At 62.3% G+C, this 14,606-nt stretch carries 10 protein-coding genes; 7 read left to right on the top strand and 3 right to left on the bottom strand.

Features of this window, described 5'->3' with window-relative positions:
* Positions 1–149 precede the first annotated feature (149 nt).
* Positions 150–1,343: a class I SAM-dependent methyltransferase gene (locus ACRCYW_RS15450; RefSeq protein ID WP_438550937.1), complete on the bottom strand. Its 1,194-nt coding sequence runs from the start codon at positions 1,341–1,343 to the stop codon at positions 150–152.
* Positions 1,344–1,671: 328 nt separating this feature from the next.
* On the opposite strand from ACRCYW_RS15450, the gene ACRCYW_RS15445 reads away from it, so the two are divergent.
* Positions 1,672–4,887, top strand: coding sequence for an ExeM/NucH family extracellular endonuclease (locus ACRCYW_RS15445; RefSeq protein WP_438550936.1), 3,216 nt, complete (start codon positions 1,672–1,674; stop codon positions 4,885–4,887).
* Between the two features lie 158 nt (positions 4,888–5,045).
* Here ACRCYW_RS15445 and ACRCYW_RS15440 read toward each other — a convergent pair whose 3' ends face one another.
* On the bottom strand, positions 5,046–6,476 hold the full coding sequence (locus ACRCYW_RS15440; protein WP_438550935.1) for a methyl-accepting chemotaxis protein: 1,431 nt from the start codon (positions 6,474–6,476) through the stop codon (positions 5,046–5,048).
* Positions 6,477–6,559: 83 nt separating this feature from the next.
* Between ACRCYW_RS15440 and ACRCYW_RS15435 the strand changes: the two genes are divergently transcribed.
* Together ACRCYW_RS15435 and ACRCYW_RS15430 are read left to right on the top strand one after the other, a co-directional pair.
* Positions 6,560–6,832 carry an acylphosphatase gene (locus ACRCYW_RS15435; protein WP_438550934.1) on the top strand — a complete coding sequence of 91 codons (273 nt, stop codon included), beginning with the start codon at positions 6,560–6,562 and terminating at the stop codon, positions 6,830–6,832.
* 19 nt (positions 6,833–6,851) lie between these two features.
* Positions 6,852–7,628 carry a CHAD domain-containing protein gene (locus tag ACRCYW_RS15430; RefSeq protein WP_438550933.1) on the top strand — a complete coding sequence of 259 codons (777 nt, stop codon included), beginning with the start codon at positions 6,852–6,854 and terminating at the stop codon, positions 7,626–7,628.
* 72 nt (positions 7,629–7,700) lie between these two features.
* Here ACRCYW_RS15430 and metG read toward each other — a convergent pair whose 3' ends face one another.
* Positions 7,701–9,734 (bottom strand): methionine--tRNA ligase, encoded by a 2,034-nt coding sequence (gene metG, locus ACRCYW_RS15425; protein ID WP_438550932.1) that lies wholly within the window; start codon positions 9,732–9,734, stop codon positions 7,701–7,703.
* Positions 9,735–9,919: 185 nt separating this feature from the next.
* On the opposite strand from metG, the gene apbC reads away from it, so the two are divergent.
* The 4 genes from apbC to ACRCYW_RS15405 all read left to right on the top strand — a co-directional run bounded on the left by apbC (position 9,920) and on the right by ACRCYW_RS15405 (position 14,233).
* Positions 9,920–11,002 (top strand): iron-sulfur cluster carrier protein ApbC, encoded by a 1,083-nt coding sequence (gene apbC / locus ACRCYW_RS15420; protein ID WP_438550931.1) that lies wholly within the window; start codon positions 9,920–9,922, stop codon positions 11,000–11,002.
* Between the two features lie 111 nt (positions 11,003–11,113).
* On the top strand, positions 11,114–11,758 hold the full coding sequence (gene udk, locus ACRCYW_RS15415) for a uridine kinase (protein WP_438550930.1): 645 nt from the start codon (positions 11,114–11,116) through the stop codon (positions 11,756–11,758).
* Positions 11,759–11,821: 63 nt separating this feature from the next.
* Positions 11,822–12,403, top strand: a complete 582-nt coding sequence (gene dcd, locus ACRCYW_RS15410) for a dCTP deaminase (protein WP_349922219.1) — start codon at positions 11,822–11,824, stop codon at positions 12,401–12,403.
* 357 nt (positions 12,404–12,760) lie between these two features.
* Positions 12,761–14,233 (top strand): inorganic phosphate transporter, encoded by a 1,473-nt coding sequence (locus ACRCYW_RS15405; protein ID WP_438550929.1) that lies wholly within the window; start codon positions 12,761–12,763, stop codon positions 14,231–14,233.
* Positions 14,234–14,606 lie beyond the last annotated feature (373 nt).

The following is a 14,606-nucleotide window of genomic DNA, read 5'->3' as shown; positions in this document are numbered from 1 at the left end:
AATATGCATTGATGAAGAAAAAACAGGCAGGGCTGGAGGGATGTGATGTGCGTGAGGGCGGGAGAGGGTGGGTGCATAAAAAAACAGGCCCGCATGAATTGCGGGCCTGTTTGATCAGGGTGTTGATGCCTTAATTGATCAGGCGTAGATCAGCGGGCGCGCACCACCAACCCCTTGAGGTAGAAGCCTTCCGGGTAGGCGGTGCCGATGGGGTGATCGGACGCCTGGGACAGGAGCTCCAGGATCTGGGCATCGCGACCGGCGTCGAGCGCCGCATCCGCCACGATCTTCTGGAACAGGCTCTGCTCCATCAGGCCGGAGCAGGAGTAGGTCAAGAGCACGCCGCCCGGCGCCAACAGCTGGAACGCCAGCATGTTGATGTCCTTGTAGCCACGGCAGGCGCCCAGCAGCTGGGCCTTGCTCTCGGCAAACTTCGGCGGATCCAGCACGATGACGTCGAACTTCTCGCCCTTCTCGCGGTATTCCCGCAGCAGCTTGAACACGTCGTGACGCACGAACTGGGTGTTGGCGGTGTCCAGACCGTTCAGCTCGGCGTTCTGGCGGGCGATGTCCAGGGCGTTCTGGGAGAGATCCACGTTGACGACTTCCTTGGCGCCGCCCTTGAGGGCATAGACGCCGAAACCGCCGGTGTAGCAGAAGCAGTTGAGCACCCGCTTGCCTTCGGTGTATTTCGCCGCCGCCTGGCGGTTGTCCCGCTGATCCAGGTAGAAACCCGTCTTGTGACCGTTGCGAATGTCCACCAGGATCTTGACGCCGCCGTTCTCCTCGATCACCACGGGATCGGTCGGGGTCTCGCCATAGATGACGCCGGTGCGCTCCTTCAGCCCCTCCTTCTTGCGCACCGCTACGTCGGAGCGCTCATAGATGCTGCACTCGGGGTAGAGGGTGCGCAGGGCCTGGGTGATGAGCTCACGCTGGAACTCGGCGCCGGCGGAGAGGATTTGGCACACCAGGAAATCGGCGTAGCGGTCTATGGTCAGGCCCGGCAGACCGTCGGACTCGGCGGCGCAGAGGCGATAGCCGGTGAGGCCCTGGCGCTTGATCAGGGGATCACGGGACTCCTGGGCGTACTTGAGGCGACGGATAAAGAAGTCCAGATCGACGGTCTCGTCCTTGTCGAAGGTCCAGACCCGGGCACGGATCTGGGAGCTGCCGGACCAGGCGCCGCGGGCGAGCCACTTGCCATCGTTGGAATAGATCTCGACGGTGTCGCCATCGATGGGGTTGCCCTGCACCTTGTCGATCCCCTTGGAGAAGATCCAGGGGTGACGGCGCAGCAGGGACTTTTCGCGGCCTTTGACGAGATAGATGGAAGCGCTCATGGGATGTTACCGATGCCAGGAATGAGAGGGGGCGTATTTTAGTGGCAACACTGGGTTTACGCCAGCCTTGTCGCAGAGGCAGTACATTAGCCATGGTTCCCGGGGTCAGCGCCCTGCGTAAATTGGTCAAGCATGCGCCTCAATGCTCGCCAGAACCTGTCACTTGCCGGCAACAAAGTTCTGCAATTGTTAGCCAGCTCGCTGTGCCCTCAAGAAAAAACGGGCAGAGTATGTGCGCCGTATGACTCTTTTTACGGCGTCATCACAAGGTGCAGCGATCACCCGATCGCGATTCAACTGGCAACATAATCAAGAAGGAATAACCACGATGTCAGGAAGACATTCCCTGCTGGCCCTCTCGGTCGCCTTGGCGCTGTCCGGTCAGGCCCAGGCTCAGCTGCTCATCACCGAATACCTGGAAGGCTCTGGCAACAACAAGGCGCTGGAGCTGAGCAACTTGGGCAACAGCGCGCTGGATCTCACCCCATACCGGCTAGCCCTCTATGCCAATGGCCGTACCCTGGCGGCCGGCCCCACCAACAGTCTGGCCCTGCAAGGGACCCTGGCCCCCGGCGCCAGCCTGGTGTTGGCGCACCCCTCGGCGCTGCCCGCCACCCTGGCCAAGGCCAACCTGACCAGCGGCAACCTGGTGTTCAACGGCGACGATGGGCTGGTGCTCTATCGGGGGGACGAGATAGTCGACAGCCTGGGCCAGATTGGGGTGGATCCCGGGACGGCCTGGGTTTCAGGCGCCGTCTCGACCCTGGACATGACGCTCAGGCGCAAGGCCAGCGTCAATATAGGGCGCAGCGATGCCACGGCATCCTTCGATCCCGCCGCCGAATACCTGGGCCTTGCCCGTGACGAGGCGGCCGGGCTTGGCTGCAGCGGCGAGGATAACTGCGATGGCAGCCAGCCGCCGGCCTTCGTCTGCCCGGTGGACAGCCTCATCCCAGTGCCGGCCATTCAGGGCAGCGGCGATCGCAGCCCCCTGGTGCCGGCCGGCAAGTTTGAATCCGAGACGGCCTATGCCACCCGCGGCGTGGTGACCCAGGTGGTGGGCGGCCTCTACAAGGGCTTCTTCATTCAGGACCTGCAGGGGGACGGGGATCCGGCGAGCTCGGATGGCCTCTTCGTGCAGAGCAATCAGACCAACGCCGCCCTGGTGCCCGGCGCCGAGGTATGTGTCTCGGGCAAGGTGAAGGAGTATTACAACCAGACCCAGCTCAGCGCCGATGAGATGACGGTGACCCAACCCATGGTGGGTCTGGTGCCGGCGGTGGATCTGGTGCCGGTGGCGGGTGAGAGTCTGACGACCCTGCTGGAGCGCCACGAGGGGATGCGGGTGCGGCTGGTGCCGGCCTCCAGTCTGGTGGTGACCCGCAACTTCAGCTTCGATTACGACGGCAAGCGCAACAACCTGGTGCTGGCTTACGGGGCGCCCCTCATCAAGTCGACCCAGAAGTTCCCGGCCATGAGCACGGAGGCGAGCCAGTGGGCCGAACGTAACCGGGTGAATCAGCTGGTGGTGGAGACGGATGCCAAGGCGCCGGACGGCGTGCTGCCCTGGTATCCCGCCTTCGATGCCGAGCAGGGGTATCTGCGCATCGGCGATCGCCTGAGCAACCTGGAGGGGGCCATCGGCTACTCCTACGACTTCTACCGCCTGGTGGCGGACAACAAGATAAGCCCGGCGGACGTGGATCACAGCGGCTGGGACAGGGTCGAGACCCCTGAGCTCGCCACGGCGGGGGATCTGCGGGTGGCGAGCTTCAACGTGCTGAACTTCTTCACGACCGTGGTGGGGGGGGATGCCAACCCCACGGGCAGCAACCGGGGCGCCCTGACCGTAGGGGAGTTCGAGCTGCAGCGCACCAAGATCGTCAGCGCCATCACCCGCCTCAACGCGGATGTGGTCGGGCTGATGGAGATAGAGAACAACGGCTACGGCGACAACTCCGCCATCGCGAACTTGGTGGGGGCCCTCAACGCTGCCCTGCCGGATGAGCAGGGTCACTACGCCTTCGTTCACTCCCCCGATGATCAGCCCATGGGCACGGACGCCATCACGGTCGGGCTCATCTACAAGCCCGCAAAGGTCAGTCTGGAGGGGGTCGCCCAGCTCATCCCGCTGCCGGTGCAGGTGGCCGAGACCGTCGACGGTGCGGGCAAGCCGGTCAGCATACGCCAGGGCATGCGCGACTCCCTGCTGCAGCGCTTCAGCTCGCCCAAGGGGGATGCGCCTCTGACCCTGGTGGTCAATCACCTCAAATCCAAGGGCTCGGCCTGTTATGAGGATTACCCCGACTATGGGACCGCCGATCCCCTGGATGGGCAGGGTCACTGCAACGCCCTGCGGGTCTCCGCCGCCAACGTGCTGGGGGAGCGGCTCAAGCAGGAGCCGGGGGATCTGCTGGTGATAGGCGATCTCAACGCCTACGGGTTGGAAGATCCGGTGCGGGTGTTGACGGATTATGATCCGGCCGCCCAGAGCCGCCAGATCATGAGTGCCGCCTTCACCCAGCTGGCGGGTCAGCCTTATGAGGAGCAGGCCAGCGCTGTGGGCAAGGGGGCAGGGCTTATCAACCTCAACACCCAGTTCCACGGCACGGATACCTACTCCTACAGCTATGAGGGGGAGCTCGGCAATCTGGATCACGCCCTGGCGAACCCCAGCCTCGCGAAGAAGGTCGTCGGCATCGAGGATTGGCACATCAACTCGGCGGAGAGCAACTTCTTCGAGTACGGCAAGAAATACTCGGGGCAGCTTGGCAAATCTGAGGGGCCGTTCAGCGCCTCCGATCACGATCCCGTGCTGGTAGCCATCCAGTATCCCTTGCCGCCTACCGGTGAGCTTGGTCTGAGCGTGAGCGCTGCGAATGTGGAGGAGGGCAGCACCCTGGCTCTGGCGGTGCAGCGCAAGGGCGGCAGCCGTGGCGCCGCCCGCGTCAGCTGGAGCGTGCAGTATGGCAGCGCCGATAGCCAGGATCTGGCCCCCTTGAGCGGCACCCTGAACTGGGAGGATGGGGACGAGCAGGACAAGACCCTGCAGATCCCGACGTTCAGCGATACGAAAAACGAGGGGGACGAGACCTTCACCCTGGTATTGCACGACGCGAGCGGGGCTAGCCTGGGGGCCCAGTCCCAGACCCTGGTGACCATCAAGGACAAGCTGGCTCCCTCCACCATCTCGTTGCAGAGCGCTGTGATCAAGGTGAGCGAGGGGCAGTGGCTGGCGGAGATCCCGTTGGTGCGCAGCGGCGATCTGAGCAAGCCGGCCCGTGCCCAACTGGGGCTGGACAGTGGTACGGCCCGCTGGGGGCTGGACTTCCTGCCCTGGTTCGGTCAGTCCGTGAGCTGGGCCGCCGGTGAGGGTGGGGTCAAGTCCATCAAGGTGCTGATCATCGACGACTGGTTCGTCGAGCCCACCGAGCAGTTCGGGGTCAGCCTGCAACGCTTGCAGGGGGCGCAAGCCGGGACCTTGCCGCAAAGCCGCATCGAGATCCAGGACAACGACAAACCCTGGTGGCCCTTCGGCCACTAAGGCGGGGTGAGTCCGAATGCGGAGATGAAGGGGCCTTAGGGTCCCTTCTTATTGGGCCATGACATCAATTCTGACTCGGGATGATATTCATGCCCCTATAAAAAAGGCCATCCGCTGGATGGCCTTTTGTTGTGTCACTCAAATCAGTTTCACAAGCGTCAGATCCGCAGGCCCGTCATGGCCTGGGTCAGCTCGGTGGCCGTGGTCTTGATGCCGGCGGTACCGGCGACCGAGGCGCTGGCGGCCTCCTCGACCCGGTTGGCCTCCTGACGCACCCGATCCAGGTTGCGGCTGATCTCCTCGGCGACCGAGCTCTGCTCCTCGCTGGAGGTCGCTATCTGGGTGCTCATCTCCAGCACTGCATCGCTGTGATGGCTCAGCTTGTCGATGTCCTGGCCCACCTCGGTGATGAGCTGCTGGCTGCTGGCGGCGCGCCCGACCGTCTTCTCCATGATGTCGTTCAGCGCCCCGGTGCCGGCCTGCAGCTCCTCGATCATCTGCTGGATCTCCACCGTGGCCTGCTGGGTGCGGCTGGCGAGGGTGCGTACCTCGTCGGCCACCACGGCGAAGCCGCGACCCTGTTCGCCCGCCCGGGCCGCCTCGATGGCGGCATTGAGGGCCAGCAGGTTGGTCTGCTGGGAGATGGCGTTGATGACGCTCACCACCTCGTTGATGCGGTTGGCGTTGTGGGTCAGCCGCTCCACGGCGCCGGAGGCGTTGCCAATCTCGTCCGCCAGGGTGCCGATGGCGCTGATGGTGCGAGCCACCCGCTCGGCGCCGTTGGCGGCCTCCTCGCTGGACTGGCGGGTCTGCAGCAGGGTGTCGTTGGCGTTGCGGGCCACTTCCCGGATGGCGGCAGACATCTGTTCCATGGCGGCGGCCAGGGAGTCCATGTGTTGGCGCTGGGTGCGGGCCAGCTCTTCCCCGTCGCTGGCATGCTCGCGGAACTCGTCGGCGGCCATGGCCAGGGCCTCGGCGGACTCGTCAACGAGTTGCACTATCTTGTGCTGGCGATCGGTGAACTTGTCGATGCTGCCCGCGAGGACGGAGAACTCGTCCCGCACCGGGAAGAAGTTGAGGCGGAAGGTGAGATCCCCGTTCGCCACCGTCTGCAGCGCCTTGTTGGTGGAGTAGAGGGCGCCGGAGACGAAGGTCATCAGGTAGTGGGTGATGAGGGCCAGCAGGGCGGCCAGCACGGCGATGACGATGAGGGCGGTGCCCTGACCCTCCCACATGGAGTAACGGCTGGCGTCGAGGGAACCGGTGACGTAGCCGGCCTGCCCCGCGCTCGCACTGACGCTGTAGTGATCCCCCTGCTGAGTCAGACCCGGGCTGCCGGTGGGGCTCAGGGTCAGCTCGGCGGGCAGAGTCAGGGTCGGCTGCTGGCTCACCAGTTGCGCCGTGGTCTCGACGCGTTGCTTGAGCTGATCCAGCCTGACTTGCATCTGCTGATCATGGCCATCCGCCAGCAGATACCAGGTGAGGGCGGCGATGAACAGGAGGGGGCACCAGAAGGTGATGAGAAATTTTTCACTGATAGTGAGGTGAATGAGATAACGGTCAACCCAACGGAATTTTACTTCTTTCATAATGATATTGCGTCCTGCAGGGGGAAGGGGGTCGTCCCTATTATCGCCCCGAGGTGGAATTTCTTAAGGGAAAGGTACCGAAAATGGGAGAGCAATCGTTTGTCGTCCGGGTCTGGGGCCAGGTGCAGGGGGTGGGGTTTCGCTACTTCACCCGGGAGCGGGCACTGCAGCTAGGGCTGCGGGGTCATGCCTACAACCTGGAGGATGGCTCCGTGGAGATCCTTATCGCCGGGCCGGAGCAGCAGGTGCAGATGATGCTGGGCTGGCTGGAACACGGCCCCAGGACTGCCATCGTCGAGAAGATGGAGTACGCCAGGGCATCACCGCCCACGGGCAGCGGTTTTCATACCAACTGACGGCGGATAAGGAGAGAGCATGTCGCAGATGACGTGGCACGAGCAGGCACGGCTGCTTGTCGAACAGTATGGCGCCGCCACCCTGGCCCTGCGCGCTCAGGCCGGGGTAGAGGAGGTGCACGGTTATCGCATAGCCGCACGGCGCCTGCTGGCCTTGCTCGCCCTCTGGCGACCGCTCATCCATCAGCCCGGCCTGGAGCGGCGATTGCTGCGGGCGACGAGCCGGCTCTCCGCCCTGCGGGATGCCCAGGTCTATGCCGAGCGCTTCGGGGGCAAGCCGGCGAAGCGTGGCAAGCTGCGCGTCCCCCTGCTGGCGGTGCGCCTCGATCGCTGGCTGACGCGCCTCGGGCAGGTGCCTGCGGCGTTCAACCCCTTGCCGCTCTATCAGATGCAGCTGGCCTTCTCCCTGGCGGACGGGGTGGCCGGTCTCGATGGGCTGTCAGGCAGTCCCAAGGAGCAGCTGCGCCAGTGGCACAAGCTGCGCCTCGTGCTCAAGCAGACCCGTTACGGGGTGGAGCTCTTGCTGGGACAGGGGGAGGGGGATCCGGCCTGGCTGGCCATGCTGGTGGAGTGGCAGACCAGGCTGGGTCAGTTGCAGGATGCCCGCCAGTGGCAGAGGCAGCTGGGACGCGAGGGGGGCAGTGACAAGAGGCGTCGCCAGCGGCGACAGCTGAAAGAAGCGATCGGGTGCCAGTTGCAGCAGCTCAACTGCCAGCAGGCGGAGCTGGTGGGGCTCAGGATGGCGATGGAGCGTCCGGCCAAGGGCCATGATCAGGATTGCGCCGGCAATATCTGAAGGGCCACACAAAAAGGCAGCCATAAAAAAGAGAGGCCTCGGCCTCTCTTTTTGCATCCTGATACGGCGTGCTTACTTGACGCGCATGCCGGGCTGGGCGCCTTCCTGAGGCTCCAGGATCCAGAGATCCTTGCCCCCCGGGCCCGCGGCCAGCACCATGCCCTCGGACATGCCGAAGCGCATCTTGCGCGGCGCCAGGTTGGCCACCATCACGGTCAGCTTGCCTTCCAGATCTTCCGGGTTGTAGGCAGACTTGATGCCGGCGAATACCTGACGGGTCTCACCACCGAGATCCAGCTGCAGTTTCAGCAGCTTCTCCGCCTCCGGCACGGCTTCTGCCTTCTTGATGAGCGCGACGCGCAGATCCAGCTTGGCGAAATCCTCATAAGAGATGGTTGGGCTTATGGGGTCATCCGCCAGGGGGCCGGCCGGCTTCTTGCTCTGCTCCTTGGCCAAGTCTTCCTTGGAGGCTTCCACCATGGCGTCCACCTTGGCGGACTCGATGCGGGAGAAGAGCGCCTTGAACGGGGTCAGCTGGTGGCCGGTGAGGGGGGCAGCGATGCCGTCCCAGGAGAGCGTCTCACCCAGGAAGGCCTCGGCGCGAGCAGCCAGCTCGGGCATCACGGGCTTGAGATAAGCCATCAGTACCCGGAACAGGTTGATACCGACGGAGCAGACCGCCTGCAGTTCGGCATCCGCCCCTTCCTGCTTGGCGATGACCCAGGGGGCCTTGTCATCCACGTAGCGGTTGGCCTTGTCGGCCAGCGCCATGATCTCGCGAATGGCACGGCTGAACTCACGGCTCTCGTAGGCCTCGGCGATGGAAGCGCTGGCGTTGGCAAACTCAGCGTAGAGCTCGGGTTCGCTGCACACGTCGGCCAGCTTGCCGTCGAAGCGCTTGGCGATGAAACCAGCGTTACGGGAGGCCAGGTTGACCAGCTTGTTGACCACGTCGGCGTTGACCCGCTGCACGAAGTCTTCGAGGTTCAGGTCCAGATCGTCGATGCGGCTGTTGAGCTTGGCGGCGTAGTAGTAACGCAGGCACTCGGGATCCAGGTGTTTGAGGTAGGTGCTCGCCTTGATGAAGGTGCCCTTGGACTTGGACATCTTGGCGCCGTTGACGGTCACATAGCCGTGTACGTTGACCTTGGTCGGCTTGCGGAAACCCGCCCCTTCCAGCATGGCTGGCCAGAACAGGCAGTGGAAGTAGGCGATGTCCTTGCCGATGAAGTGGTAGAGCTCGGCGTCGGAGTCCGCCTTCCAGTAGCTGTCGAAGTCGATGTCGCCGCGCTTGTTGCACAGGTTCTTGAACGACGCCATATAGCCGATGGGAGCATCCAGCCAGACGTAGAAGTACTTGCCGGGGGCACCCGGGATCTCGAAGCCGAAGTAGGGGGCGTCACGGGTGATGTCCCACTGCTGCAGGCCGGATTCGAACCACTCTTGCATCTTGTTCGCCATCTCTTCCTGGATGGCGCCTGAGCCGCGTACCCAGTCGGCGAGCCAGGCTTCGAACTGGGGCAGGTCGAAGAAGTAGTGCTCGGAGTCCTTCATCACCGGGGTCGCGCCGGAGACGGCGGATTTCGGATCGATGAGCTCGGTCGGGCTGTAGGTGGCGCCGCAGCTGTCGCAGTTGTCACCGTACTGCTCCGGGGACTTGCACTTGGGGCAGGTGCCCTTGACGAAGCGATCCGGCAGGAACATGGATTTTTCCGGATCGAACAGCTGGGAAATGGTGCGGATCTTGATCTTGCCGGACTCTTTCAGGCGACCGTAGATCAGCTCCGACAGCTCGCGGTTCTCGTCGCTGTGGGTGGAGTGATAGTTGTCGAAGCTGATGTTGAAGCCGGCGAAGTCACCCTGGTGCTCCTCGGAGACGGCCGCGATCATCGCCTCCGGCGTGATCCCCATCTGCTGCGCCTTGAGCATGATGGGAGTACCGTGGGCATCATCGGCGCAGACGAAATGCACCTGATTGCCGCGCATTCGCTGATAACGGACCCAGATATCGGCCTGGATGTGTTCCAGCATGTGGCCAAGGTGGATGGAGCCATTGGCATAGGGGAGGGCGCAGGTTACCAGCATTCTACGAGGATCAGTTGCCATAATACGTTCTTTATGTGCCTGTTGGGATGATACAGTGCCGAGCATGTTACCCGAATTGGGGGCAGCCTGCCTAGGGTTGTGGCCCGCCTGAGCGCGGCTGGCGGCATCTGCTACAAGTCGGCAACCCACTGATTTATGTGCGGTAACCTTTCACCTCAGCATAACGACAACATAATGGGGAGTTAATGGTGATTGATTCAGTAAAACTGATCCTGGCCGAATTTAAGCCAGCCGGCTGGGGCAAGGATCTGGTGGCGGCCGGTTTCGTGCGCGCCATCGACCAGCAAGGGCCAACCCTGACCATCAAGCTAGTGCTGCCCTTCGCCGGGCAGTCCCTGTTCGACGAGCTCAAGGAGAGCTTCGATGCCAGGCTGCGCAGCGCCACCGGTGCCACCCGCATCGACTGGCAAGGAGAGATAGAGGTGGCCAGCATGCCCCGCGCCCAGCAGCTCGCGGCGGTGCAGGGCATTCGCAACATCCTGGTGGTGGCGTCCGGCAAGGGCGGGGTGGGCAAGTCCACCACCGCCGTCAACCTGGCGTTGGCGCTGCAAAAGGAAGGGGCCCGGGTCGCCATCCTGGATGCAGACATTTACGGTCCCTCCATCCCCACCATGATGGGTACGCAAAAGGAGCGCCCCCACAGCCTGGATGGCAAGCTGATGGAACCCGTCATGGCCTGCGAGCTGAAGAGCAACAGCATCGGCTATCTGGTGGACGAGCAGGATGCCACCATCTGGCGCGGCCCCATGGCGAGCAAGGCGCTGGCGCAGATCCTCCACGAGACCCGCTGGGGCGAGGTGGATTACCTGGTGGTGGACATGCCGCCGGGCACCGGCGACATCCAGCTCACCCTGGCCCAGCAGGTACCGACCACGGCGGCGGTGATCGTCACCACCCCCCAGGATGTGGCACTGGCGGATGCGCGCAAGGGCATCGCCATGTTCAACAAGGTGAACGTGCCCGTGCTCGGCATCGTGGAGAACATGAGTTATCACGTCTGCAGTGCCTGCGGTCACCACGAACCCCTGTTCGGCACAGGTGGCGGCAAGAAGATGGCGGAGCAGTATCATGTGGCACTGCTTGGCCAGTTGCCCCTGCACATCGACATCCGCCAGCACATGGATGAGGGGCGTCCAACCGTGTTCGGAACTCCGGAAGGGGAGCTGGCACAGTCCTATCTGAGACTGGCCAGACGGGTCGGTGCCGAGCTCTATTTCAGCGGTAAACCGATTGCGACCCCGCTATACACTGTGGCGCTGGACGAATAATCGGCTGTCGGCCGTTTGCTGCGGATTTGAGGGTGGGCATGGCTCACCCTTTTTTATATAATGGATCGGTTTAAACAATCCCCAGTGCTCTTCTTTCTTTAGGTATTTTCAATGTCTGATACTCAACATTCTTGCGTGATCATCGGTATTGCTGGTGCGTCCGCGTCCGGCAAGAGTCTTATCGCTCAAACCATCTATGAAGAGCTGGTGGCCGAACTGGGCGCAGGTCAGATTGGTGTGATCACCGAGGATTGCTACTACCGTGATCAGACCCACCTGACCATGGAAGAGCGGGTCAAGACCAACTATGACCATCCGAATGCCTTGGATCACGATCTGCTGGTGCAACATCTGACCCAGCTGGTGAACGGGGAAGCGGTCGACATTCCCCGCTACTCCTACACAGAACACACTCGCATGAACGAGATCACCCCCTTCGCGCCGCGTCGGGTGATCATCCTGGAAGGGATACTGCTGCTGACCGACAGCCGGCTGCGGGAGCTGATGGATGCCTCCATCTTCATGGATACCCCGCTGGACATCTGTCTGCTGCGCCGCCTGGTGCGGGACGTGCAGGAACGCGGCCGCACCATGGACTCCGTGCTCAAGCAGTACCAGAAGACGGTGCGCCCCATGTTCATGCAGTTCATCGACCCGTCCAAGCAGTACGCGGACGTGATCGTGCCCCGCGGCGGCAAGAACCGCATCGCCATCGACATGCTCAAGGCGCGTATCCGCCACATGTTGATCGGTTAATCAGGAAAAAGCCGGGTGATGCCCGGCTTTTTAAAATGAATCTTTTGTCAGGAGAGTCGCCGAATGCGTCTTTGTGATACCGATATCGAACGCCATCTGGATGAAGGCAAGATAGTGATTGAGCCGCGCCCCGGCATCGAGCGGATCAGTGGCGTCAGCGTCGATGTGCTGCTCGGCAACGAGTTTCGGGTGTTTCGCGATCATACCGCGCCTTATATCGACCTCGGCGGTACCAGTGCCGAGATGGCCGATGCCATCGAGCGGGTGATGAGCGAGGAGATCCACATCCCGGACGGCGAAGCCTTCTACCTGCACCCGGGTCAGCTGGCGCTGGCGGTGACCTACGAATCCGTCACCCTGCCGGCGGATATCGTCGGCTGGCTGGACGGTCGCTCCTCTCTCGCCCGCCTCGGCCTGATGGTACACGTCACCGCCCACCGTATCGATCCGGGCTGGTCCGGTCGCATCGTGCTGGAGTTCTACAACGGCGGCAAGCTGCCCCTGGCGCTGCGCCCCAAGATGAAGATAGGGGCGCTGAACTTCGAGATGCTCTCGGGGGTCGCGGCTCGCCCGTACAACAAGCGGGAGAACGCCAAGTACAAGAGCCAGCAAGGGGCGGTCGCCAGCCGGATCAATCAGGACTGAGCGCACGACACCGCGAGCGAGTGAACGAGGAGGGGGCCGAGGCACCCTCCTTTCCTTTGCATTCGAAGGAGGGGAGAGGATGTCCCTATGGCGCCTCTTTTGTGCGAAGGCTCATAGTTTTGTGACAGAAACGCGGGCGAAAACGGGGAGTTAGTGCAAGATATGGCCTTGTTTGGCTCATACTCCCACGGCGAGAAGGGCGTTTAATTAATCCCTGACAAGGCGCATTCCTGTTGGGCCTAAGACATTTTCTGACGGAATGCCCTTTTTTTTTCTTACTGAAATATTTCAACTACGGCTATGGCGCACCGAGCCTTCTGGCATAATCCGCCGCAACTCATAAACAGGTTCGTTTTTATGTTTGAAATGTTTAGTGGTTTGGGTTTTTGGTGGTCAATCGGTTTGGTATTGGCCGTTTTTTTTGTGTTGGCCTATGAATTCATCAACGGCTTCCACGATACCGCCAACGCGGTAGCAACGGTTATCTATACCAAGGCGATGCCGGCCCATATGGCTGTGGTGGCCTCCGGTCTGTTCAACTTCGCCGGGGTCATGCTGGGCGGTCTCGGGGTCGCTTATGCCATCGTGCATCTGCTGCCCATCGATCTGCTGCTCGGGATGGATTCCACCCAGGGACTGATCATGGTCTTCTCCCTGCTGTTCTCCGCCATCGTCTGGAACCTGGGGACCTGGTTCTTCGGGATCCCGGCATCCAGCTCGCACACGCTGATCGGCTCCATTCTGGGGGTAGGCGGAGCCTATGCCTGGATGACCCATCAGCCCCTGCAGGAAGGCATCAACGTCGGTAAAGCCATCGACATCATGCTCTCCCTCATCATCTCTCCCACCGTGGGCTTCGTCATTGCCGCCCTGTTGCTGTTCGCCATGAAGCGCGTCTGGCAAGGCAGCAAGATCCACAAGACCCCGGAAGAGCGTCTGCTGGTGGACGGCAAGAAGCACCCGCCGTTCTGGGCCCGTGTCACCCTCATCTGCTCCGCCATGGGCGTGAGCTTCGTGCACGGCTCCAACGATGGCCAGAAGGGCATAGGCCTGGTGATGCTGGTGCTGATCTGCATGGCACCCGCCTACTTCGCCCTGGACATGAACAGCCGCTCCTACGATCTGGACAGAACCCAGGATGCCAACCAGCGCATCATGGAGATCTTCCAGCGCAACCATCAGCAGGTCTCCAAGCTGGTGGACTTCAATGTACCGGCCCAGGCCCAGGAAGAGCTGATGACCCACTGCGCCGCCGGTGAAGTGCTGGAAGCCATGGCCACTCTGGACGACCGCCTCGGCCAGGTACGTACCTATGAAGAGATGAGCCTGACCGATCGCCGCGAAGTGCGTCGTCTGCTGCTCTGCATCGACGACACCGCCCGTAAGGTCTCCAAGCTGCCGCTGCCGGCCAAGGAGCTGACGGATCTGGCCAAATGGCGCAAGGATCTGACCGCGACCGCCGAATACGCACCGACCTGGGTCATCGTCTCCATCGCCCTGGCGCTGGGTTGCGGTACCATGGTGGGCTGGCGTCGTATCGTCTACACAGTAGGCGAGAAGATCGGCTCCTCCGGCATGACCTACAGCCAGGGCATCGCCGCCCAGATCACCGCGGCCGCCTCCATCGGGGTCGCCAGCCTGACCGGTATGCCGGTCTCCACCACCCATATCCTCTCCTCTGCGGTGGCGGGGACCATGGTGGCGAACAAATCCGGGCTGCAGAGTCAGACCATCAAGACCATCTTGCTGGCCTGGGTGTTGACCCTGCCGCTGACCATGCTGCTCTCCGGTGGCCTGTTCATCGTGAGCAACCATCTGTTCGGTGGCTGATGCCAGCACCTCATCCATCTTATCAAAGGGCCTGCGGGCCCTTTTTTATTGCCATCAGTTACCAAAGAAAATGCTCTGTCAGTCCCACCGACGCCGTATCCCAGAGTGGCTTGTATGCCATCAAACTGGAATTGTCATTCATAAAATCATCCCCGATCCCACCTTGACTCACCAACCCGAGCAAACCCTGTCACCAGACCAAGATGCCTTGTGCCATGGGGATGCTTTGGTGGGGCTGGCTCTGATCCGATAGGGCATCCGCCCACCTCCGAACCCTCCGTTCATATGCTCTGTAGTAGGTGCTCCGGCAATCACAGCTGGGTGGCTGTGCATGGGCGCAACGGGCTGGCAGGTGAGGGGGTTAACTCAACCG

It is taken from the genome of Aeromonas sp. (assembly GCF_051657805.1).
GTDB lineage: Bacteria > Pseudomonadota > Gammaproteobacteria > Enterobacterales > Aeromonadaceae > Aeromonas.
Note: the sequence above shows the minus strand (reverse complement) of the source record. Positions and strands in the feature narration are given on the sequence as shown.